General features: G+C 63.0%; 16 protein-coding genes. 12 read left to right on the forward strand and 4 right to left on the reverse strand.

Features of this window, described 5'->3' with window-relative positions; translation table 11 throughout:
- Nucleotides 1-24 precede the first annotated feature (24 nt).
- Entirely contained in the window at nucleotides 25-1,248 is a 1,224-nt protein-coding gene (locus JL2886_RS13105; RefSeq protein WP_065273693.1) for a M20 family metallo-hydrolase, read from the forward strand.
- A 13-nt stretch (nucleotides 1,249-1,261) separates the two neighbouring features.
- On the opposite strand, the gene JL2886_RS13110 is transcribed toward JL2886_RS13105, so the two are convergent.
- The gene (locus JL2886_RS13110; RefSeq protein ID WP_065272413.1) at nucleotides 1,262-2,155 is read right to left on the reverse strand and encodes a hydrogen peroxide-inducible genes activator; all 894 of its coding nucleotides are present in this window, start codon (nucleotides 2,153-2,155) and stop codon (nucleotides 1,262-1,264) included.
- 103 nt (nucleotides 2,156-2,258) lie between these two features.
- On the opposite strand from JL2886_RS13110, the gene JL2886_RS13115 reads away from it, so the two are divergent.
- Both JL2886_RS13115 and JL2886_RS13120 read left to right on the forward strand, forming a co-directional pair.
- Nucleotides 2,259-2,903: a peroxiredoxin gene (locus JL2886_RS13115; RefSeq protein WP_065272414.1), complete on the forward strand. Its 645-nt coding sequence runs from the start codon at nucleotides 2,259-2,261 to the stop codon at nucleotides 2,901-2,903.
- Nucleotides 2,904-2,997: 94 nt separating this feature from the next.
- Nucleotides 2,998-3,870, forward strand: a complete 873-nt coding sequence (locus JL2886_RS13120; protein WP_065272415.1) for an MBL fold metallo-hydrolase — start codon at nucleotides 2,998-3,000, stop codon at nucleotides 3,868-3,870.
- Between the two features lie 5 nt (nucleotides 3,871-3,875).
- Here JL2886_RS13120 and JL2886_RS13125 read toward each other — a convergent pair whose 3' ends face one another.
- Nucleotides 3,876-4,355 carry an RrF2 family transcriptional regulator gene (locus tag JL2886_RS13125; RefSeq protein ID WP_065272416.1) on the reverse strand — a complete coding sequence of 160 codons (480 nt, stop codon included), beginning with the start codon at nucleotides 4,353-4,355 and terminating at the stop codon, nucleotides 3,876-3,878.
- Between the two features lie 140 nt (nucleotides 4,356-4,495).
- On the opposite strand from JL2886_RS13125, the gene JL2886_RS13130 reads away from it, so the two are divergent.
- From JL2886_RS13130 to JL2886_RS13170, 9 genes are all read left to right on the forward strand, one after another.
- Complete coding sequence (locus JL2886_RS13130) at nucleotides 4,496-6,130, forward strand: ABC transporter ATP-binding protein/permease (RefSeq protein WP_065272417.1); 1,635 nt, start codon at nucleotides 4,496-4,498, stop codon at nucleotides 6,128-6,130.
- Nucleotides 6,118-7,764, forward strand: a complete 1,647-nt coding sequence (locus JL2886_RS13135) for an amino acid ABC transporter ATP-binding/permease protein (protein ID WP_065272418.1) — start codon at nucleotides 6,118-6,120, stop codon at nucleotides 7,762-7,764. The genes JL2886_RS13130 and JL2886_RS13135 overlap by 13 nt, the downstream gene beginning before the upstream one ends.
- 115 nt (nucleotides 7,765-7,879) lie before the next feature.
- Nucleotides 7,880-9,493: a cytochrome ubiquinol oxidase subunit I gene (locus tag JL2886_RS13140; RefSeq protein WP_065273694.1), complete on the forward strand. Its 1,614-nt coding sequence runs from the start codon at nucleotides 7,880-7,882 to the stop codon at nucleotides 9,491-9,493.
- 5 nt (nucleotides 9,494-9,498) lie between these two features.
- Nucleotides 9,499-10,662, forward strand: coding sequence for a cytochrome d ubiquinol oxidase subunit II (gene cydB, locus JL2886_RS13145; RefSeq protein ID WP_065272419.1), 1,164 nt, complete (start codon nucleotides 9,499-9,501; stop codon nucleotides 10,660-10,662).
- Nucleotides 10,663-10,675: 13 nt separating this feature from the next.
- Nucleotides 10,676-10,813, forward strand: coding sequence for a cytochrome bd-I oxidase subunit CydX (cydX, locus tag JL2886_RS13150; protein ID WP_065272420.1), 138 nt, complete (start codon nucleotides 10,676-10,678; stop codon nucleotides 10,811-10,813).
- Between the two features lie 80 nt (nucleotides 10,814-10,893).
- A complete protein-coding gene (locus JL2886_RS13155; protein ID WP_065272421.1) occupies nucleotides 10,894-11,880 on the forward strand; it encodes an SLAC1 anion channel family protein in 987 nt (328 codons plus the stop codon).
- A 20-nt stretch (nucleotides 11,881-11,900) separates the two neighbouring features.
- Entirely contained in the window at nucleotides 11,901-12,338 is a 438-nt protein-coding gene (locus JL2886_RS13160; RefSeq protein ID WP_065272422.1) for a hypothetical protein, read from the forward strand.
- 64 nt (nucleotides 12,339-12,402) lie between these two features.
- On the forward strand, nucleotides 12,403-13,719 hold the full coding sequence (locus JL2886_RS13165) for an NAD(P)/FAD-dependent oxidoreductase (RefSeq protein WP_116560320.1): 1,317 nt from the start codon (nucleotides 12,403-12,405) through the stop codon (nucleotides 13,717-13,719).
- Between the two features lie 13 nt (nucleotides 13,720-13,732).
- The gene (locus JL2886_RS13170) at nucleotides 13,733-14,092 is read left to right on the forward strand and encodes a DUF5368 domain-containing protein (protein ID WP_065273695.1); all 360 of its coding nucleotides are present in this window, start codon (nucleotides 13,733-13,735) and stop codon (nucleotides 14,090-14,092) included.
- Nucleotides 14,093-14,116: 24 nt separating this feature from the next.
- On the opposite strand, the gene JL2886_RS13175 is transcribed toward JL2886_RS13170, so the two are convergent.
- Nucleotides 14,117-14,971 (reverse strand): DMT family transporter, encoded by an 855-nt coding sequence (locus tag JL2886_RS13175; RefSeq protein ID WP_065272424.1) that lies wholly within the window; start codon nucleotides 14,969-14,971, stop codon nucleotides 14,117-14,119.
- Between the two features lie 290 nt (nucleotides 14,972-15,261).
- Complete coding sequence (locus JL2886_RS13180) at nucleotides 15,262-19,716, reverse strand: LamG-like jellyroll fold domain-containing protein (protein ID WP_065272425.1); 4,455 nt, start codon at nucleotides 19,714-19,716, stop codon at nucleotides 15,262-15,264.
- Between the last annotated feature and the right edge of the window lie 51 nt (nucleotides 19,717-19,767).

Genomic DNA, 19,767 nt, shown 5'->3' on the forward strand with positions numbered 1-19,767 from the left:
ATCATTATAAATATGGAGGCCGGGATGGACTGGGGTCAGATCGCGCAGAATCGTTTGGCAGAGATTGCGCAGTGCAGCGTCGATTCCGAAGGCGTTACGCGGTTTCCGTTCACCACCGAACATGGTGAGGCGGCCAAGATTATCCGCGCCTGGATGGAAGCTGCGGGGATGGCGGTGCGCTGGGATGCCGCAGGAACCCTGATCGGGCGCAAGGAAGGGCCCGCCGGGGCGCCGACCTTTCTGATTGGCTCGCATCAGGATTCGGTACGCAACGGTGGCCGTTACGATGGCATCATGGGTGTCGCTCTGGGATGCCTTGCGGTTGAAAAGCTGACAGCGGAGGGTGTTGAACTGCCTTTCGCAGTCGAGGTTCTGGCCTTTGCGGATGAGGAAGGCGTGCGGTTTCCGACGGCGCTGATGGGGCCACGGGCGCTGGCGGGTACCTTTGATCCGTCTGTTCTGGAGATGACCGACCGCAGCGGTGTATCGCTGCGGCAGGCGCTGGCGGATTTTGGTGGCGATCCGGACGAGGTGGCGGCCCTGCAGCGCGATCCGGCGGCAACCTTGGGGTATCTGGAGCTTCACATCGAACAGGGGCCGGTGCTGGAAGACGCGGATGTGGCGCTGGGCATTGTCACCGGCATCTGCGGGATCGAGCGCAACACGGTGATCTTTACCGGTGACACTGGCCATGCGGGCACAGTACCCATGGCAGGGCGCCGGGATGCCTTGGTCGCGGCCTCGGAGTTTATTACCGAGGTTTTTGATGCCGCCAATAAAATTGCGGACCTGCGCGCCACGGTGGGATCCTTGTCGTTGCTTCCGAATGTTGTGAATGCAATCCCCCGCCAGGTGGAGCTGACGTTGGAAATCCGGGCTTTGCAGGATGAAGCCCGTGAAGAGTTTGCCGCATTCGCGCAGGCGCTGGGACAGAAGATTGCCCAGAAACGCAATGCGGGCTTTGCGATGCACCGCACCTATGACCAGCCCGCAGTACCATGTGACGCGGGTTTGGTGACGGCGCTTGAAACATCAGTGCGACAGGGCTGCCCGACCGCGCCGCGGCTGCCGTCGGGGGCGACGCATGATGCTTCGGCCATGGCAGATCTTTGTCCGATCTCGATGCTGTTTCTCCGCTGCAAGGATGGCGTCAGCCACAAGCCGGAGGAATTTGCATCAGACGCCGACATGGCGGCCGCGATTGAGGCGGTTTCGACCTTTCTGACCTCCTTGCCTACTGGCGCGTGATCAGCGGGGGAACCTATTCCGGGCGGGGGCGATCCCCTCTCAGCACCTCGCCCAGACGCTGGAACACCTCGGCGCGGGCGGATCCGGACCGCCAGGCCAGGACAATCTGCCGGGGGCAGGCGTCGGGCAGGTCTGTGAGGTGTACCTGACCTTTGGCCGCCACACCCGCCTCTACGGCGAGGTTGGGCAGCAGCGTGATGCCCAGCCCCTCGGACACCATCGCGATCAGCGTCGGCAGGCTGGTTGCGGCAAAATCATCTTGCTGGTTCGAGATTTTCCCGGGATAGGCCTCCAGCGCGTGGCGTTGCAGACAGTGGCCCTTTTCCAGCAGCATCAGGTGGCCGGAGGTCAGTAGGGTCTCAGACCCTTTGCCCGGCGTTGCGGGGCTGCCCGGTGGTGTCGCCAGCTGATAGCCATCCTCGAACAGCGGCTCGATGCTCAGTGACCCGGTTTCAAAGGGCAGGGCGATCAGGAGCAGGTCCAGCCGCCCGCTGTGCAGCCCGTCGATCAGGCTTTCGGTCAGTTCTTCGCGCAGGAACAGCCGCAGTTTTGGAAAGGTCTTGCGGATGTCCGGCAGGGTCTGCGGGATCAGGTAGGGGCCGATGGTGGGAATGACGCCAAGACGCAGGTCGCCTTCAAACGGGTTGCTGTGCGCCTGCGCCAGCACACGGATGTCCTCGGCATCTACCAGCAGCCTGCGGGCGCGGGCGACGATCTGTGATCCGACCTCGGTGAGCATCACGCTGCGCCGGGTGCGTTCGAACAGGGTCACACCCAATTGCGCCTCAAGCTCCTGTATCCCCGCGCTTAGCGTGGGTTGGGTCACGAAACAGATCTCGGCCGCGCGGGAAAAGTTCAGCTCGTCCGCGAGTGCGATCAGAAAGCGAAGCTGGCGCAGGGTGAACATTTATAGATCCCCTCTATAACTGATGAATAAATATTCAATTTCACAAATATATGGCAAGGCCCCATCTTCAGGTCATCGAAACGACCTGCTCAGGAGATGACAGATGACCGACCAGATTGCACCCACAGGCCCTCGCCTCAATGAAGCTGCCCCGGCGTTTGATGCGCTGACCACCCATGGTCAGAAAACGCTGGAGGATTATCGTGGGAAATGGCTGATCCTGTTCTCGCACCCGGCGGATTTTACGCCGGTCTGCACCACCGAATTCATTGCCTTTGCCAAGAAGCAGGATGAGTTCGCTGCGTTGAACACCGAACTGCTGGGCCTTTCGATCGACAGCCACTACAGCCACATCGCCTGGATGCTGAACATCAAGGAAAAGTTCGGCGTTGAGATCGGGTTTCCGATCATTGCCGACCTCAACATGGCAGTGGCGCAGGCGTATGGCATGATCCAGCCGGGGGCCTCGGACACCGCTGCGGTTCGCGCCACCTTCCTGATCGACCCCGAGGGCGTGCTGCGTGCGATGGTCTATTACCCGATGACCGCGGGCCGGTCCGTGGACGAAATCCACCGCCTGTTGGTGGCGCTGCAAACCGCGGATGAGAATAAATGCGCCATGCCCGAGAACTGGACCCCCGGCGATCCGGTGATCGTGCCGACGCCCGCGACGCCCGATGCTGCCATGGCTCGTATCGAAGAGGGCTATGACACGGTCGATTGGTACTTCTCGACCCGTAGCCTTTGATCGGCTTCGAACGTGAAATCCAGCCCGGCGGCCAGAACATGCCGCCGGGCTGACCCTTCCGCGCCGAAAATCCCAAGACTTAGGAGACACTCCCATGCAAAACCCTGTTGTGAAAACCTTCTGGGATCAGCCCACCGGAAGCTGGCAGTATGTGTTCCACGATCCGGCGACCATGAAGGGCGCCATTATCGACCCGGTGCTGGACTTCGATCCGCTGTCTGGTGCCACCAGCTCTGCCAATGCTCAGCGTCTGCTGGATTACGTGCAGGCGGCGGGTATCGATCTGGTTTGGATCCTCGACACGCATCCCCATGCCGACCACTTTTCCGCCGCGCAGTGGCTGAAGGCCCGGACCGGCGCGCCCACCGCGATCGGGGAAAAGGTCGTGGGGGTGCAGAAGCTGTGGAAGGAAATCTATAACCTGCCTGACGATTTCCCGACCGATGGCAGCCAGTGGGACCACCTGTTTACCGATGGAGAAGCCTTTAATGTCGGCGAGGTGCCGGTCCGGGTGATGTTCTCACCGGGGCACACGCTGGCCTCGGTCACCTATGTGGCAGGCGACGCGGCCTTTGTGCATGACACGCTGATGATGCCCGATAGCGGAACCTCCCGCGCGGATTTTCCCGGCGGCAGTTCAAAGGCGCTGTTCGACAGCATTCAGGATATCCTTGCGCTGCCCGATGACACCCGGGTCTTTGTCGGCCACGATTACGCCCCCAAAGGGCGCGCCGCGCAATGCGTTGCCACGGTGGCCGAACATAAGGCGACGAATATCCATCTGAAGGACGCCCCCGGCGAAGCGGAGTATCGCAGCCTGCGGGATGCGCGTGATGCCACATTGCCGCTGCCACGGCTGATGCTGGCGGCGCTGCAGGTCAACATTCGCGGCGGGCGCCTGCCCGCGCCCGAAGGGAATGGCCATTCCTACCTGAAACTGCCGCTGGATCAGTTCGAACCTCGCTAAGGTGTTCAGCCGCCCTGGCCCAGTTCCGCGCCGCATTGTGCGGGCGGGGCTGGGTGCATCGCCAGAAGCTTGGCAAGACCGCAATTGCCGCGCACCAGGTCCTCCAGCGTCACCATGTCGAGTTCATGGTAGAACGCTCCCAGGGCGCGCTCCAGGTAGCTGCGCAGGCGACAGGTCTCGGTCAGCGGGCAGCTGTTGTGCTCGGCATCGAAACACTCTGCAAAGGGAATGTCGGCCTCGAACAGGCGGAACATCGTGCCGATGGAGATCTGGTCGGCCGCGCGCGCCAGGCGAATGCCACCGGTGCGACCGCGTAGGGTGGTCAGGAACCCCTCGGCATGCAGGCGCTGCACCACATGGGCGGCGTGATTGGTCGAACAGTTGCACAGTTCGGAGATCTCGGCGGTTCGAAGCAGCCGGTCCCCGTTGGTCGCACAGGCCATCAGAATGCGCGCAGCCAGGTTGGTGCGGGTTGTCAGTCTCATCGGCGCTCCCGGTGTTTGGCCCTTGGGTTGGCATATTTGTTACACCGGCCATTCGGATTTTGTCTTGCGCCAGATCAAATCACCATCCCGTTACCTTGGATAAAGTCATATTCAAAATACGGGTTAATCCGGAGTTCTCCGTGAGATTGCAGACTGCCTCTTCCATCCGGGGCGAGGGCCTTGGCACACTGCTGAGCCTTGCCGCATCGCTGACATGGCTGGTCGCTGCCGCGGTGATCGCTTGGTCGCTGGCGGCTTTGCTGACGGATCCTGCGGTGCTGTCACCCGTTCTCATGGCGACGAGTTTCTTCGCGCTGGCCGCGCTGCGGGCTGCGCTGTCCGCCATGTCGGATCGCTGCCTTGCCGAGGCTGCCGATGCGCGGATCGATGTCCTGCGGCAGGAGATCGCGACGGTTGAGGCGCAAAGCACACAGCCCTCTGCCCTTGGCGGGCCGGGCGCGCTGGCTGCGCTGGCCGGGGAGAAACTGGAGGCGCTGCGCCCCTATCTCATGCGCTATCGCCCGGCGCGGATGCGTTCGGCGGTGATGCCGCTGGTGATCCTCGGCATCGCAGTCTGGCACAGCTGGGCGGTGGCGCTGGTCCTGCTGCTGGCCGGGCCTTTGATCCCGGTCTTCATGGCGCTTGTCGGTTGGGCGGCCAAATCGGCCAGCGAACGGCAGATGGTGGAGATTGGTCAGCTCAGCGATCTGCTGGTGGACCGGCTTGCGGCACTGTCGGATCTGCGCCTGATCGGGGCCGGGCCGCAGATGGTCGATGGCTTCGCCCGCGCCTCGGAAGACCTGCGGGAGCGGACGATGTCGGTGCTGCGGATCGCCTTCCTGTCCTCCACGGTGCTGGAGCTGTTTTCGGCGCTGGGCGTGGCGATGGTTGCGATCTGGGTCGGCTTTTCACTGCTGGGGGAACTCAGCTGGGGCGCCTGGGGCACGGAACTGTCTCCGGCGGCGGGGATCTACCTTCTGCTGCTGGCGCCCGAATTTTTCCAGCCTCTGCGGGATCTTGCGGCCGCCTGGCATGATCGTGCCGCAGCCGAGGCGGTGCAGGATGAAATCGCCGGATGGCGCGCCGAAGACCGCCCGGTGCGAGTGGGGCAGGGCGGTGGTGTCGCTGCTTTGACCCCTCAGCCCGTTCTGCGGCTGTCGGGCGTGGTGCATCGCGGCATTGCCTATCCCGAACTTTCCATCGTCCCCGGAGAGACTGTCGCTCTCACCGGTCCAAGTGGCTGCGGCAAGTCCACCCTTTTGCGACTGCTGGCAGGGCTGGAGCAGCCGGATCAGGGCGCGGTCCTTCTGGATGGGCAACCGCTGGATGACAGCAACGCGGCGGCGTGGCGGGCGTCGCTCGGCTGGATGCCTCAGGCGCCGCATTTCCTCAATCGCAGCCTGCGCTACAACATCGCCTTTGGCGCGCCGCTGGAGCCCGGCCTTCTGGACGCCGCCCAGTTGGCGCAGGTGCTGAAGGCGCTGCCAAAGGGCGATCTGTCTTTACTTGGAGAGCGCGGTGCGGGTCTGTCGGGCGGAGAGGCGCGGCGGGTGACGCTGGCGCGCGCCATGCAGGGCGCACCGGGGCTGATCATCGCGGATGAACCAACCGCGGATCTGGACGCCGCAACCGCAAAGGCCATCACCGATGGGTTGATGCGCTTTGCGCAGACGGGCGGCACGCTGATCATAGCCACGCATGATCCGGCGCTTGCCGGGCGTATGGACCGGCAGATCGCACTTGGTAAGTCGGAGGATCTGTCATGCGGGATCTGATACACCTGCTCCGGGTCATCCTGCGCACTGAACGCCGCAGCCTGCTACGGGGGCTTTTGCTGTCTGTGATGGTGCTTGCCATGGGCGTGGCGCTCCTGGGCCTGTCTGGCTGGTTCATCACCGCAGCGGCGGCAGCGGGCATGGCTGGGATTGGCATCCTGTTCAACGTCTTTGCCCCCTCGGCTATGGTGCGCTTTCTGGCGCTGGGGCGGACCGCCGCCCGCTACGGAGAGCGGGTGCTGACCCATGATGCGACCCTTCGAGCGCTGTCGGCGCTGCGGGTTCGGTTGCTGACGGGGCTGCTGCACAGCCCGCACCGGCATCTGGAACGAATGCGCGCCAATGCTTTCCTCAACCGGGTGACGGCGGATACAGATGCGCTGGATGGGGCGCTGTTGCGGCTGATGCTGCCCGCGCTGGCTGGTTGGGCCGTGATCCTGCTCAGCACGCTGCTGCTGTGGGTGCTGGTGCACCCGGCGCTGGCACTGACCATCGGGGGCGGCTACTTGCTGCTGCCGACGGGGGTGTTCCTGCTGGGGCAGAAACTGGCGACAAAACCAGCGCGGCGGGCTGAGGCTGCGATGCAGGCAGGCCGCAGCCGGTTGATCGACCTGATCGCCGGGCGCGATGATCTGACCGTATATGGCCAGATCGGCGTCGCCACCGATGCGGTCCTTTCTGCCTTTTCGCGGCATGGTGCAGCACGCGCGCGGCTTGATAGGACCGAGCGGCGCGCCGGAGCGTTTCTGGATCTGACTGCTGCGGCAATGACGGCGCTGGCCCTCGGGATGGGCATGGCGCTGGTGCAGCAGGGCAGCATCACGGCGGCTGAGGCGGCGATCGCCATCTTCGCGGCGCTGGCCCTTGGCGAAACGGTAGCGCCGGTGCGGCGCGCGCTGGCCGAGATTGGCCGCATGACGCAGGCCGCGCGGCGTATCCTGCCCTCCGTCGAAACCGAGATTGCATCCAGTCAGGCATCAATCCCGGCTCCATCCGGCTCTCTCACCTTCGACGCTGTAGCGCTGAAAAGGGGGCAGGGCGGGATGATCTTTGCCCCGCTCAGCCTGACGGTCGCACCCGGCGAAACGGTTGTGCTGCAGGGCCCCAGCGGCAGCGGCAAAAGCACCGCCTTGCTGCTGGCGGCAGGCGCGCTGACACCTTCGGCTGGGACAGTGCGGTTCGGCGGCCTCGATCCGGCGCAGCTGCCGCTGGAAACACGCACGCAAAGCATCGCCCTGGTGCCGCAGCGCCATGCTTTGATCGCGGGCAGCGTGGCCGAGAACCTGCGGCTTGCTGCGCCGAACGCCCCGGACGCCGAGCTGTGGCAGGCGCTGGAGGCGACCCAGCTGTCGCATACCCTGCGGCAGCGCGAGGGGCTGGACACCCGGCTTGGCTTTCGCGGGGCGGGTCTGTCGGGCGGCGAGGCACGGCGGTTGGTTCTGGCCCGGGCGATTCTGCGCAGGCCGCGCCTTCTGCTGCTGGATGAGCCGACCGAAGGGCTGGACGCCGCAACCGCGCGCGTCGTGATGACCGGTCTGCGTCGCGCCTGTCCCGATGCGGCTTTTCTGATCGCGGGGCACCGCAGCGCAGAAACGGAAGGCGCTGACCGCTGTGTCGAGGTTATTCGCAATTAAATCTGCATCTAAGATTGGAAATTTGATCTGCGTCAAAGTTATATTGCAAATATAGAATATGAAGTTTGAAAATCCGTATCTTTGATGCGGAAAACCTATGGAAAGGATTCGCATCATGGAGATCGGACTGGTCGAGCTGTCGCGCCTGCAGTTTGCGATGACGGCCATGTATCACTTTCTCTTCGTGCCGCTGACGCTGGGTCTGTCGATCCTCGTGGCGATCATGGAGACCGTCTATGTCATGACGAACCGCCCCATCTGGCGACAGATGACCAAGTTCTGGGGCACCCTGTTCGGCATCAACTTTGTCCTTGGCGTCGCCACCGGCATCACCATGGAATTCCAGTTCGGTATGAACTGGAGCTACTACAGCCACTACGTGGGTGACATTTTCGGTGCGCCGCTGGCGATTGAGGGGCTGATGGCCTTCTTCATGGAGGCGACCTTTGTCGGGTTGTTCTTCTTTGGCTGGGACAAGCTGTCGAAGGTACAGCACATGGTGGTGGCCTGGCTGGTCGCCATCGGGTCGAATTTTTCGGCGCTGTGGATCCTGATCGCCAATGGCTGGATGCAGAATCCGGTCGGCGCAGAGTTCAACCCCGACACCATGCGGATGGAGATGACCTCTTTCTTTGATGTGGTGTTCAACGAAGTGGCGCAGGCCAAATTCGTGCATACCGTCAGCGCGGGCTATGTCACCGCCGCAGTCTTTGTTCTGGGGGTTTCGGCGCTCTATCTGATCCAGAACCGGCACAAGGATCTGGCGCGGCGGTCGATCGCGGTGGCCTCGTCCTTTGGTCTGGCGGCGGCACTGTCGGTGGTCGTGCTGGGCGATGAATCCGGTTATTCCGCCAGTCACACCCAGAAAATGAAACTCGCCGCGATCGAGGCGATGTGGGAAACCGAACCGGCGCCTGCGTCCTTTACCCTGTTTGGTCTGCCGGACAAGGAAGCCCGCGAGACCCATTACGCGGTGCATATCCCATGGGCGATGGGGCTGATCGGAACCCGCAGCCTGACCAAGGAAATCCCCGGCATCAACGATCTGGTGGCTGAGGCCGAAGACCGTATCCGCCATGGTGTCATCGCCTATGACGCGCTGATGACCATCCGCGAAAACCGCGGCAATGTCCCGGCCGAGGCGCGGTTCATCTTTGAGCAGAACTCAGACAATCTGGGGTTTGCCTACCTGCTGAAACGCTATGTGGACGATCCGCGTGACGCCACCGAAGAGCAGATCGCCATGGCGGCCGAGGATACCATTCCGGGCGTCGGGCCGCTGTTCTGGGCCTTCCGCCTGATGGTCGCGCTGGGCTTCAGCTTTATCGGCGTGATGGCTTTCTTCTTCTACCGGGCGTCTTTCTGCAACATGCGCTTCCCGCGCTGGTCGCTTTATGCCGCTGTTGCCATCATTCCGACCCCGTGGATCGCGGCCGAGCTTGGCTGGTTCGTGGCCGAGTTCGGGCGCCAGCCCTGGACGGTGGATGGCGTGTTGCCGACGGCCCTGTCGGCCTCGCATCTGAGCGTTGCGGATCTGCTGATCACCCTCGCTGGTTTCGTCATCTTCTACACGATCCTCTTCGTGATCGAGGTCAGCTTGATGGTGAAATACATCCGCAAAGGCCCGTTTCAGGACGTTGCCGAGACCGAAGCCTGGCAGGACCAGCACGAAGCGCGCCTGCGCGGTGCGGGCCGTGATGCTGCCGCCCCTGCAACCCCTGCGGAGTAAGACTTATGATCCTTCATGAACTGATCGATTTTGACACGCTGCGGATCATTTGGTGGGCGCTTCTGGGCGTGCTGCTGATCGGATTTGCCCTGACCGACGGGTTCGACATGGGCGTTGGCGCACTGTTGCCCTTTGTCGCCAAGACGGATGTGGAACGCCGCGTGGTGATCAACACCGTTGGGCCGGTCTGGGAAGGGAACCAGGTGTGGTTCATCCTCGGCGGCGGCGCGATCTTTGCCGCTTGGCCGCCGCTTTATGCGGTGTCCTTCTCTGGCTTTTATCTCGCGATGTTTGTGGTGCTCGCGGCCCTCATCGTGCGTCCGGTTGCGTTCAAGTATCGCTCCAAACGCGACAGTGCCGCATGGCGTACGCGCTGGGATTGGGCGCTGTTTGCCGGAGGTGCGGTTCCGGCGCTGCTGTTCGGCGTGGCGGTGGGCAATGTGCTGCTTGGCGTGCCCTTCTTCCTGACCGCAGACCTGATGCCAATGTACGAAGGCAGCTTCTACGGCAAGTTCCTGGGCCTCTTGCATCCCTTTGCGGTGCTGGCCGGTGTGGTGTCGTTTTCGATGCTGCTGATGCATGGCGCGGCCTGGCTGACGCTCAAGACCGAAGGCGTGATCGCTGAACGCGCCCGCCGCATCGGCACCGTGGCCGGAATGGTGGCTGCAGGGGGCTATGTGCTTGCCGGATTGTGGCTGGCGGTTGGCATCGACGGGTTTGCGCTGGTGAACGATGTGGTGCCGAACGGCCCGTCCAACCCGCTGTATTCGCAGGTAACCCGGGAAGGCAGCTGGCTTGCGGCCTATGTCGCGCGGCCCTGGATCGTGGTTGCGCCACTGATGGGCTTTGCCGGGATCGCCATGGCGATACGCGGGCTGAAGGCGGGGCACGAGGTCTCGACGCTTCTGTGGTCAAAGATGGCGATCACCGGGATTGTCGCGTCGGTCGGTCTGACCATGTTCCCGTTCATCCTGCCTTCGACCGTGGACCCGAACAGCTCGCTGACCGTCTGGGATGCCTCAAGCTCGCATCAGACCCTGTTCATCATGCTGGTGGTCACCGCGATTTTCATGCCGCTGATCCTGGCCTACACCGCGTGGGTCTACAAAGTCCTCTGGGGCAAGGTCACCGAGGCAGACGTCACCGAAAACGCCGACACGCTATACTGAAGGAGTTGATATCATGTGGTATTTTGCCTGGCTTCTTGGCCTGCCCCTCGCTGCTCTCTTTGCCGTCCTGAACGCCATGTGGCTGGAGCTGCGCACCGATGCCTGCCTCGCGGAAGAGGGGGAGTGCCCGGTGGAAGAGCATAAGCGCTGAGCCTGCATCGACACGTAAAGCGAGCTGAATCCGGCCTTGCCGGTTCCGGACCTGATCCCAACCTTCTGCGGAGACCTGTGATGACCGCTGATCCCAAGACACCCGAAACCCCAGCCGATCCTGCGGCTGCGGAGCCGAGGCTTCAGCACTTTCCGGTGCCCTTTTTCGCCGCCGTCATGGGGCTGTCGGGGCTGACGCTTGCGCTGCATGCGGCGGGGATGCAAACCATCAGCCGCACGGCACTGGTCGCGACGGTTCTGGTCTTTGCCGTGCTGGCAGCGGTCTACGCGCTGAAGGCTATGCGCTATCCGCAGGCGATACTGGCCGAATGGCGGCATCCGGTGAAACTGGCCTTCTTTCCTGCCGTGTCGATTTCCCTGTTGCTGATCGCCACCGCCCTGCAGCCGGTGTCGCATGACAGCGCGCGGCTGGTCTGGCTGATCGGCGCGCTGGGGCAGGGCATCCTGACGCTGGCGGTGCTGTCGAACTGGATCGGGCACCGGGCCTTTCAGACCATCCATATCTCGCCTGCCTGGTTCATCCCGGCAGTGGGCAACGTGGTCGCGCCGGTGGCGGGTGTGCAGCTGGGATTTCCGGAAACCTCCTGGGTGTTCTTCTCGGCGGGGCTGGTGTTCTGGATCGTGCTGCTGGTGCTGGTGATGAACCGGCTGGTGTTCCACGATCCGCTGCCCGGACGCATGGTGCCGACCCTGGCCATCCTTATCGCCCCGCCCGCGGTTGGCTTCCTTGCCTGGTTGCAACTGAATGGCGACGTGATCGATGCCTTCGCGCGGATCCTTTATGGCGCGGCGTTGGTCTTTACGGCGCTGGCCGCGACACAGGTGGCCAAGCTGCGCGGCCTGCCCTTTGCCCTGTCCTGGTGGGCGCTCAGCTTTCCGGTTGCGGCACTGACAATCGCGACGCTGCGCTTTGGAACCCTGATCTCCAGCCCGCTGCATACTCTGGCCGGAAACGTCGGTGTCGGCGTTCTGTGCCTCATCGTCGGTGGGCTGGTCTACCGCACGGTCCGCGCCGTTCTGCGTGGGGAAATCTGTCAACCTGAGTGATCCCGGAAAGGACTTCAGACATGAAAAAACTTGCAATTGCAGCGATCAGCGCCCTTGGCCTTTGCACGCCTGCTGTGGCGCAGGACAAGCCCGGGACGCTGGTGACGATCCTGACCGCGCCCGAGCCGCAGACCCAGCTGATGGCGATGGTTCTGGCCATGCAGGCCGCCAAACAGGGCGTCGCGCAGCATGTGCTGCTGTGCGGCCCGGCCGGGGATCTGGCGCTGAAAGAGGCGCCCGAAAGCGCCACCGCGCCGCAGCCGCCCAAGGACATGAGCCCGCAGGGCCTGATGAAGAAAATCGCCGCGATGCCCGGTGCCAAGGTCGAGGTCTGCGCGATCTACCTGCCGGGACGCGGCGCCGACCCATCGGTCCTGCTGGATGGCGTGAGTGTTGCCAAACCCCCGGCGATGGCCAGCGCCATGATCGCCCCGGGCGCGCGGATCGCCAGTTACTGACCAGCGCCCGGCCTGCGCGCGGACCCGGCGCGCAGGCCCAGAGTTCCCTTTCGGAGGAGAGATGATGACGAAATCCATAAAGAACCCCACACGCCGCCAGCTCTTTGGCCTTGCGGCATCGGCGGGCGTGGCCGCGGCGCTTGGGGCGCATGCCAGCGCCAGCACGCCGGTGCCGACAAAGGCACGGATCGTCATCATCGGCGCGGGCGCTGGTGGCACGGCGCTCGCCAACCGGCTGGTGCGCCGCCTTGAGGGCGCCGAGATCACCCTTCTGGATCCGCGCGTGCAGCACCTTTACCAGCCCGGCCTGACACTGGTTGCCGCCGGTCTGAAGCCTGCGGATTACGTGCTTAGTCAGACCGGCGACTGGCTGCCGGACGGCGTGACCCTGATCCCGGAAAAAGCCGCCGCGATTGACCCGGAGGCCAAGACCGTCGCCACCGAGAGCGGTCAGTCGCTTGCCTATGACTTCCTGGTTGTGGCCCCGGGGCTGGTTCTGGATCACGACGCCATCGAAGGGTTTTCGCTCGATATGGTCGGGCAAAACGGCATTGGCGCGCTTTATGCCGGGCCGGAATACGCGGCACGCACCTGGCAGGCGGCCTCGAAGTTCACTGAGGAGGGCGGCGTTGGCCTGTTCACCCGCCCCGAGACCGAGATGAAATGCGCGGGCGCGCCGCTGAAGCATACTTTCCTGATCGACGATATCGCCAAGCGCGCGGGCAATGGCGGCAAGATCGACGTGCAATACGCCGCGCCGCAGACCTCTTTGTTCGGGGTGCCCATCGTCGCCGAAAAGGTGCGCATGTTGTTTGGGGACCGTGGCATCACCAGCCATATGCAGCACCAGTTGCAAGGCATCGACGCCGACCGGCGCCGGGCACGCTTTTCGACCCCGGATGGCTCGGTCGAACTGGACTACGACTATATCCATGTCATCCCGCCGCAACGCGCGCCTGAGGTGGTCCGCCAGTCCGGTCTGAGCTGGGCTGACAAATGGACCGATCAGGGCTGGGTCGAATGCGACATGGCGAGCCTGCGCCACCTGCGCTATCCCGAGATCTGGGCGCTGGGTGATGTGGCGGGCGTTCCCAAGGGCAAGACCGCCGCCAGCGTGAAATGGCAGGTGCCAGTGGTCGAGGATGGGCTTGTCGCGGCCATCACCGGCACTGACCCCACCCAGACCTACAATGGCTACACTTCCTGCCCGATGATCACCCAGATCGGCCGGGCCATGCTGGTGGAGTTTGATTACAACGACAATCTTGTGCCGTCCTTCCCCGGGATCATCGCCCCGCTTGAGGAGCTGTGGATCAGCTGGCTGATGAAGGAAGTGGCGTTGAAGGCCACCTATAACGCCATGCTGCGTGGCCGGGCCTGAGGAGGAAGAGGCGATGAAAGACCTGACAGTTGGAACCCTGATTGCGGTGTTCGAAGAGATTTTTGGTCGCGGCCTGTTCTGGGCTATGGTCGGCTTGGCGGCCGTTGTGACGCTGGGATACGTTTACGTGTTGATCCGGGATCGCAAGATCAGCTGGCACAAATTCCTGCTGGCGCAGCTGTCGATGCCGGTGGGGGCGGTGCTTGCGGTGTGGTTCGTGCTGGTGATGACTCATTCCGAACTGGCCAATATCGGCGGGCCGGTCGATCTGATCGTGCTTCTGGGGGTTGCTGCGGGCGGGGCCGTTGGTGCGGCGATCCTCGTCTACACGATGCAGTCACTGCTCTGGCCCCCGGCGGCAGAGCGCAGCTAGCCTTCCTCTCTGGCGCCGGGTGTCTCAGCGTTTGCGGTAATTCTCGCGATACCAGACATAAAGCCCGGCGCCGGCGATCATGACACTGCCGAAGATGGTCCAGAAATCCGGGACTTCGGAAAAGAACACAAAGCCCCAGACCGCAGCAAACGCCAGCCCGGAATAGGAAAACGGCGCCAGCATTGCTGCTTCGCCTTTGGAAAACGCCTGAATGAGGGCCAGTTGCCCGATGGTTCCGGCCAGCGAGATGATGATCATCAGGCCGATCCCGAACAGATCCGGGGGTTGCCATTGAAAGGGCACCGCAAGGCTCAGCAGAACGGTGCCGACCAGCCCGGTGTAAAACAGCGATGTCCAGACGTCTTCATCGGCGCCGACCCGGCGCGTCAGCAGGGCATAGCCGGAATAGCAGCACGCTGCCGCCAGCGGATAAAGCGCGGCAGGGCTGAACACATCGCTGCCGGGGCGAATGACGATCATCGCGCCGATCATGGCCACCGCGATCCCGGCGATGCGCCGCACACCCAAAGCCTCGCCCAGGAACAGCGCCGCGCCAAGGGTGATCAGCACAGGATTGGTGGACATCAGCGCCGCAGCATCCGTCAGGGGGATCTTGCTCAGGCCGGTGAAAAAGAAGGCGGTGGCGCTCATCAGCAGCACAGAGCGCAGGAATTGCAGCGCTGGATACCGGGTGCGCACCACCTGTTTCAGCCGGGGCATGACGATCACCAGCACCAGCAGCATCTGCCCGGCATAGCGCGCCCAGAGCGCTGGAAGAACGCCAACGCTGGGCGCCAGTGCCTTGACTGTGGCATCCATCACCGAAAAACAGAAGATCGCGCTGATCATCAGCAGAATGGCGCGGCTTTGCAGGCTCATCGGGTGGTCCCCGTGTAAAAACCCATTGCGTCACCGTAGCGCTGCGGCATGGACCATGCGAACCGATTGTTTTTCAGCAATATTTCAGCGCCTTCTAAGACGGATAAGGATAGAAATGCATTTCGGAAAGCAAGGCCGGAAAGGCAAATCCAAGCGGCGCCAACGCCGCTTGTGTGCTCATATAGGATGATCAGCCCTGACAATGCAAAGCCGGAGTGCGCAGATCCGTTCGCCGTCAGGCGCATACCGGCAAGTGCACTCCGGGACCGGCCGTTCGCTGCAAGCGCGGTCTACAGAAGATCGTCGAAGGCGACGGTCTGGTCGGCAAAGACCAGGAGATCGATATCGATCAGCATATCACGTCCTTCGTAGTATCCATCCCGGCCGCCATTGGCGGCATCCGTGACCGCCAACCAAGTGACGTCTTGCCCCCGGTTTGAATCAAAGTAGGTTCCGCTTTCGAAACTGAAGTCGGAGAAGTTGCCGTCGAACATCGCCCGGTCCTTGTTGTCCGAACCGGCGTCATTCCAGACACTGCCATAAATGGTGTCATCGCCAAGGCCGCCGTACAGCCGGTCATTGCCTTCTTCGCCAAAAAGGGTGTCATGGCCATCACCGCCGTGCAGCACGTCCTGACCGTCCGATCCCTGCAGCTTGTCATCGCCCGCCTGACCCAAAAGGGTGTCGCGCCCATCGCCGCCGTACAGAGTGTCATCGCCGCGCCCGCCCAGAATGAGATCGTCGTTGCCCATGCCGATCAACCGGTCGTTGCCGCCTTTGCCAGTCAGCACATCGGCGCCGTCACCGCCGCGCAGTTCATCATCGCTGCGCGAGCCGATCTGGATATCCGCCGTACGCACCGTCAGCCCATCAAAGGCGGCAAACCCGGTTCCCCCGGTCAGCTCTGTCTCGGTGCTGCCGCGGCTGACCACGACGCTGCCGGACTCGCCCCGGCCAAAGTCAAACCGGTCGATGCTGCCGTCGAAATAGGTGTAGTCCGCGCGCTGAGCGTTACCGAACAGTTCTTGCGCCGTCAGGGCCTCGTCATAGATCGCAAGATCTTCAATCGTTCCGTCAAAGTAGCTGTTGAGGTTGTCGGTCTCGCCAGCTGTGTTGCTCCAGCCCGATGCCCCGGCAATCAGGGCTTCGGTGTTCTGGCTCCAGCCTATGCGGATCTCTGGATCATAGGCGATGCGTGCACCGTTCAGGTAGACTTCAAGACCGTCCGCGCCAAAGCTGAGGTTGAAATCATATTCCTCACCGACGGTGATCGCGTTGCTGGCGATAAGGTAATGCGATTCCGTCTCGTCCTGAAGTCGCACGACCAACTCGCCGGTTGCGTCTATATAGACGGAGAGATGCCCGCCCTGACCGTAGTCCGATGCATCCTTGGAGATCAGTGTCTGGTAGCTCGACAAGCTGTTTGCGGAAAACCGGAAGGCGATGGTGCCGCGGGACAAGGCGAGACTGTCCGTGTGGTCGAATACATAGGCCGACCGGTCCGCGGCGGAAAACGCGTGGCTGCCCGTCATGGCGAATACCGCTGATGCATCCGTTTCATATCCAAGGTCCGCGGCATCTGGCAGCTGGGACCCGGGGGCACGGATCGGGCCGCTGTTGGTGCCGGGGTCCAGCGGGGCCAGCGCCTCTTCCAGATCGTCGATGGATTTGACAATGCCATAGGCCGGAGCGGCTGTGTGCTCGATATCAGAGCGTTTCACCAGATCGCCGTAGACGGTGATGGTGCCCAGCCGGTCGTCATTATGGGCGCCGCCGTTGTTGCCCTGATCCGAGTAGAGCGCGATCACCGAATGATCCATCACCCCGTTGCCATCAGCATCGCCATAGGTGATCGAGGCGATCTGAGTGGTGTGCCCTTCGATCACCAGCCTGTCGCCCTCGGCGCGGCTGAAATCCTGCACCACATCGTTGCCGAGGACGTCGACCCAATGGTCGTGCAGCTTGTCGTTTTCGCCGGCAACGCCGTGCCAGTTGATTGTGCCGTCGTCGCGGGTGTGCTTTTCGATATAGCGTTCCTTGGCGTTGATCAGCGTCTGGAAGTAGAAGATGTCGGCGCCGCGCCCGCCGATCAGCAGGTCATCGGCCGGGATTGGCTGGTCGGGATAGAGCTTGCCATCGGTCAGCTCGTTCAACGGATCGCCTTCGTCGCGGTCGGGGTCATAATAGATGGCGCCTTCGCGCCCGTCGGCGCGGCTGATCAGCAGATCGTTGCCCTTGCCGCCTTTCAGCGTGTCCTCGCCATGGCCGCCATCCAGCACGTCATGCCCGCCGCTGCCCAAAAGGCGGTCATTGCCATAGCCACCCTGCAGCACATCGGCGCCGCCCTTGCCCTTGACCCGGTCGTTGCCACCACCGCCGTTGATGCCATCGGCGCCGCCGGTGCCTGCAACGCGGTTGTCGCCGCCATTGCGGCTGATCATGTTGAGATGGCTCTCCATGTGACCATGGGCGCTGACGCCGTAATCCGCCAGAATATCGAGGAAAGTGTCGCTGGCGCCGTGCAGCTGGCCAAAGACCGGCGCCAGATCCGCCATCGCGGCCTGCATCTGCGCGCCCATGGCCAGCTCGGCTCCTGCGGCTTCGGCCAGCGCCAACTGGCTGTCTGCACCCAGCTGGCGGTCAAAGATCATGACATCGCCGATAGTGCCCTTGAACAGGGAATGGGCGTCGTCGTCCTGCCCCTCGCGCCAGGCCCGGCTGCCGCCGACCACCAGCGAATGATCGTTCAGTTGCAGGCCCTGCTTGAACTCCGGTTCTGCCGCGACCAGCGCGCCATTGAGCCAGATCATCAGCCCATCGCTGCCAAAGCTGACGGAGATGTGGTATTTGGTCTGCGCCGACAGGACGAGATCAGGCACCTTCAGGTATTCGGTGTCGGCCCCGTCCGACTGGCTGAGCAGCAGGGTGCCATCCTTGACCCAGAGGGTGAAATCACCTTTCCCGGCGCCTTTGCCATCCTTCGAGATCAGCGCCATTTCCCCTGGCAGCCGGTCCAGTGAAAAACTGAGCGAAACCGTCGCCGCGCGTAAGGAAAGGCTGTCCAGATGACCCGCGTTGAGGTAATCGCCCTCTTCTCCGCTCAAAACATGGGTCCCGGGCATGGAAAGTACTGGCATGCGGGTTTCGGATAGGGGGAGCCCGGCCGCATCTGGCAGCTGGGATCCGGGCGCGCGGATCGGGCCGCTGTCGGTGCCGGGGTCCAGCGGGGCTAGGGCCTCTTCCAGATCGTCGATGGATTTGACGATGCCATAGGCCGGAGCGGCTGTGTGCTCGATATCAGAGCGTTTCACCAGATCACCGTAGACGGTGATGGTACCCAGCCGGTCGTCATTATGGGCGCCGCCGTTGTTACCCTGATCCGAGTAGAGCGCGATCACCGAATGATCCATCACCCCGTTGCCATCGGCATCACCATAGGTGATCGAGGCGATCTGAGTGGTGTGCCCTTCGATCACCAGCCTGTCGCCCTCGGCGCGGCTGAAATCCTGCACCACATCGTTGCCGAGGATATCGACCCAATGGTCGTGCAGCTTGTCGTTTTCGCCTGCAACGCCGTGCCAGTTGATGGTGCCGTCGTCGCGGGTGTGCTTTTCGATATAGCGTTCCTTGGCGTTGATCAGCGTCTGGAAGTAGAAGATGTCGGCGCCGCGCCCGCCGATCAGAAGATCATCGGCCGGGATTGGCTGGTCGGGATAGAGCTTGCCATCGGTCAACTCGTTCAACGGATCGCCTTCGTCGCGGTCGGGGTCATAATAGATGGCGCCTTCGCGCCCGTCGGCGCGGCTGATCAGCAGATCGTTGCCCCCGCCGCCCTTCAGCGTGTCCTCGCCGTGGCCGCCATCCAGCACGTCATGGCCCCTACCGCCCAAAAGGCGGTCATTGCCATAGTCGCCCTGCAGCACATCGGCGCCGCCCTTGCCCTTGACCCGGTCGTTGCCACCACCGCCGTTGATGCCATCGGCGCCGCCGGTGCCGACGATGCGGTTGTCGCCGCCATTGCGGCTGATCATGTTGAGATGGCTCTCCATGTGACCATGGGCGCTGACGCCGTAATCCGCCAGAATATCGAGGAAGGTGTCGCTGGCGCCGTGCAACTGGCCAAAGACCGGCGCCAGATCCGCCATCGCGGCCTGCATCTGCGCGCCCATGGCCAGCTCGGCTCCGGCGGCTTCGGCCAGCGCCAGATGGCTGTCTGCGCCCAGCTGGCGGTCAAAGATCATGACATCGCCGATGGTGCCCTTGAACAGGGAATGGGCGTCGTCGTCCTGCCCCTCGCGCCAGGCCCGGCTGCCGCCGACCACCAGCGAATGATCGTTCAGTTTCAGGCCCTGCTTGAACTCCGGTTCTGCCGCGACCAGCGCGCCATTGAGCCAGATCATCAGCCCATCGCTGCCAAAGCTGACGGAGATGTGGTATTTGGTCTGCGCCGACAGGACGAGATCAGGCACCTTCAGGTATTCGGTGTCGGCCCCGTCCGCCTGGCTGAGCAGCAGGGTGCCATCCTTGACCCAGAGGGTGAAATCGCCTTTCCCGGCGCCTTTGCCATCCTTCGAGATCAGCGCCATTTCCCCCGGCAGCCGGTCCAGAGAAAAACTGAGCGAAACCGTCGCCGCGCGGGATTCATAGGCATCGGAATGGCGAATGTTCAGGATGTCTTCCTGCGCGCCGGAATATATGCGGTCGGCTTCTCTCGTGAAAACCGGAGTCGGGGTATTCGCGACCATGCTCAGGGTCCTCTTTTTGCTTTAGCCTATGTTCTGTGGTTGCTGTTGGGG

The sequence above is a fragment of the Phaeobacter gallaeciensis genome, from assembly GCF_001678945.1.
Lineage (GTDB): Bacteria > Pseudomonadota > Alphaproteobacteria > Rhodobacterales > Rhodobacteraceae > Phycobacter > Phycobacter gallaeciensis_A.

What these genes read in the sequence shown, in the direction of transcription:
- JL2886_RS13105 (WP_065273693.1), top strand. Translation starts at nt 25, where the DNA reads ATGGACTGGGGTCAGATCGCGCAGAATCGTTTGGCAGAGATTGCGCAG.
- JL2886_RS13110 (WP_065272413.1), bottom strand. Translation starts at nt 2,155, where the DNA reads ATGTTCACCCTGCGCCAGCTTCGCTTTCTGATCGCACTCGCGGACGAG.
- JL2886_RS13115 (WP_065272414.1), top strand. Translation starts at nt 2,259, where the DNA reads ATGACCGACCAGATTGCACCCACAGGCCCTCGCCTCAATGAAGCTGCC.
- JL2886_RS13120 (WP_065272415.1), top strand. Translation starts at nt 2,998, where the DNA reads ATGCAAAACCCTGTTGTGAAAACCTTCTGGGATCAGCCCACCGGAAGC.
- JL2886_RS13125 (WP_065272416.1), bottom strand. Translation starts at nt 4,355, where the DNA reads ATGAGACTGACAACCCGCACCAACCTGGCTGCGCGCATTCTGATGGCC.
- JL2886_RS13135 (WP_065272418.1), top strand. Translation starts at nt 6,118, where the DNA reads ATGCGGGATCTGATACACCTGCTCCGGGTCATCCTGCGCACTGAACGC.
- JL2886_RS13140 (WP_065273694.1), top strand. Translation starts at nt 7,880, where the DNA reads ATGGAGATCGGACTGGTCGAGCTGTCGCGCCTGCAGTTTGCGATGACG.
- cydB (WP_065272419.1), top strand. Translation starts at nt 9,499, where the DNA reads ATGATCCTTCATGAACTGATCGATTTTGACACGCTGCGGATCATTTGG.
- cydX (WP_065272420.1), top strand. Translation starts at nt 10,676, where the DNA reads ATGTGGTATTTTGCCTGGCTTCTTGGCCTGCCCCTCGCTGCTCTCTTT.
- JL2886_RS13155 (WP_065272421.1), top strand. Translation starts at nt 10,894, where the DNA reads ATGACCGCTGATCCCAAGACACCCGAAACCCCAGCCGATCCTGCGGCT.
- JL2886_RS13160 (WP_065272422.1), top strand. Translation starts at nt 11,901, where the DNA reads ATGAAAAAACTTGCAATTGCAGCGATCAGCGCCCTTGGCCTTTGCACG.
- JL2886_RS13165 (WP_116560320.1), top strand. Translation starts at nt 12,403, where the DNA reads ATGACGAAATCCATAAAGAACCCCACACGCCGCCAGCTCTTTGGCCTT.
- JL2886_RS13170 (WP_065273695.1), top strand. Translation starts at nt 13,733, where the DNA reads ATGAAAGACCTGACAGTTGGAACCCTGATTGCGGTGTTCGAAGAGATT.
- JL2886_RS13175 (WP_065272424.1), bottom strand. Translation starts at nt 14,971, where the DNA reads ATGAGCCTGCAAAGCCGCGCCATTCTGCTGATGATCAGCGCGATCTTC.
- JL2886_RS13180 (WP_065272425.1), bottom strand. Translation starts at nt 19,716, where the DNA reads ATGGTCGCGAATACCCCGACTCCGGTTTTCACGAGAGAAGCCGACCGC.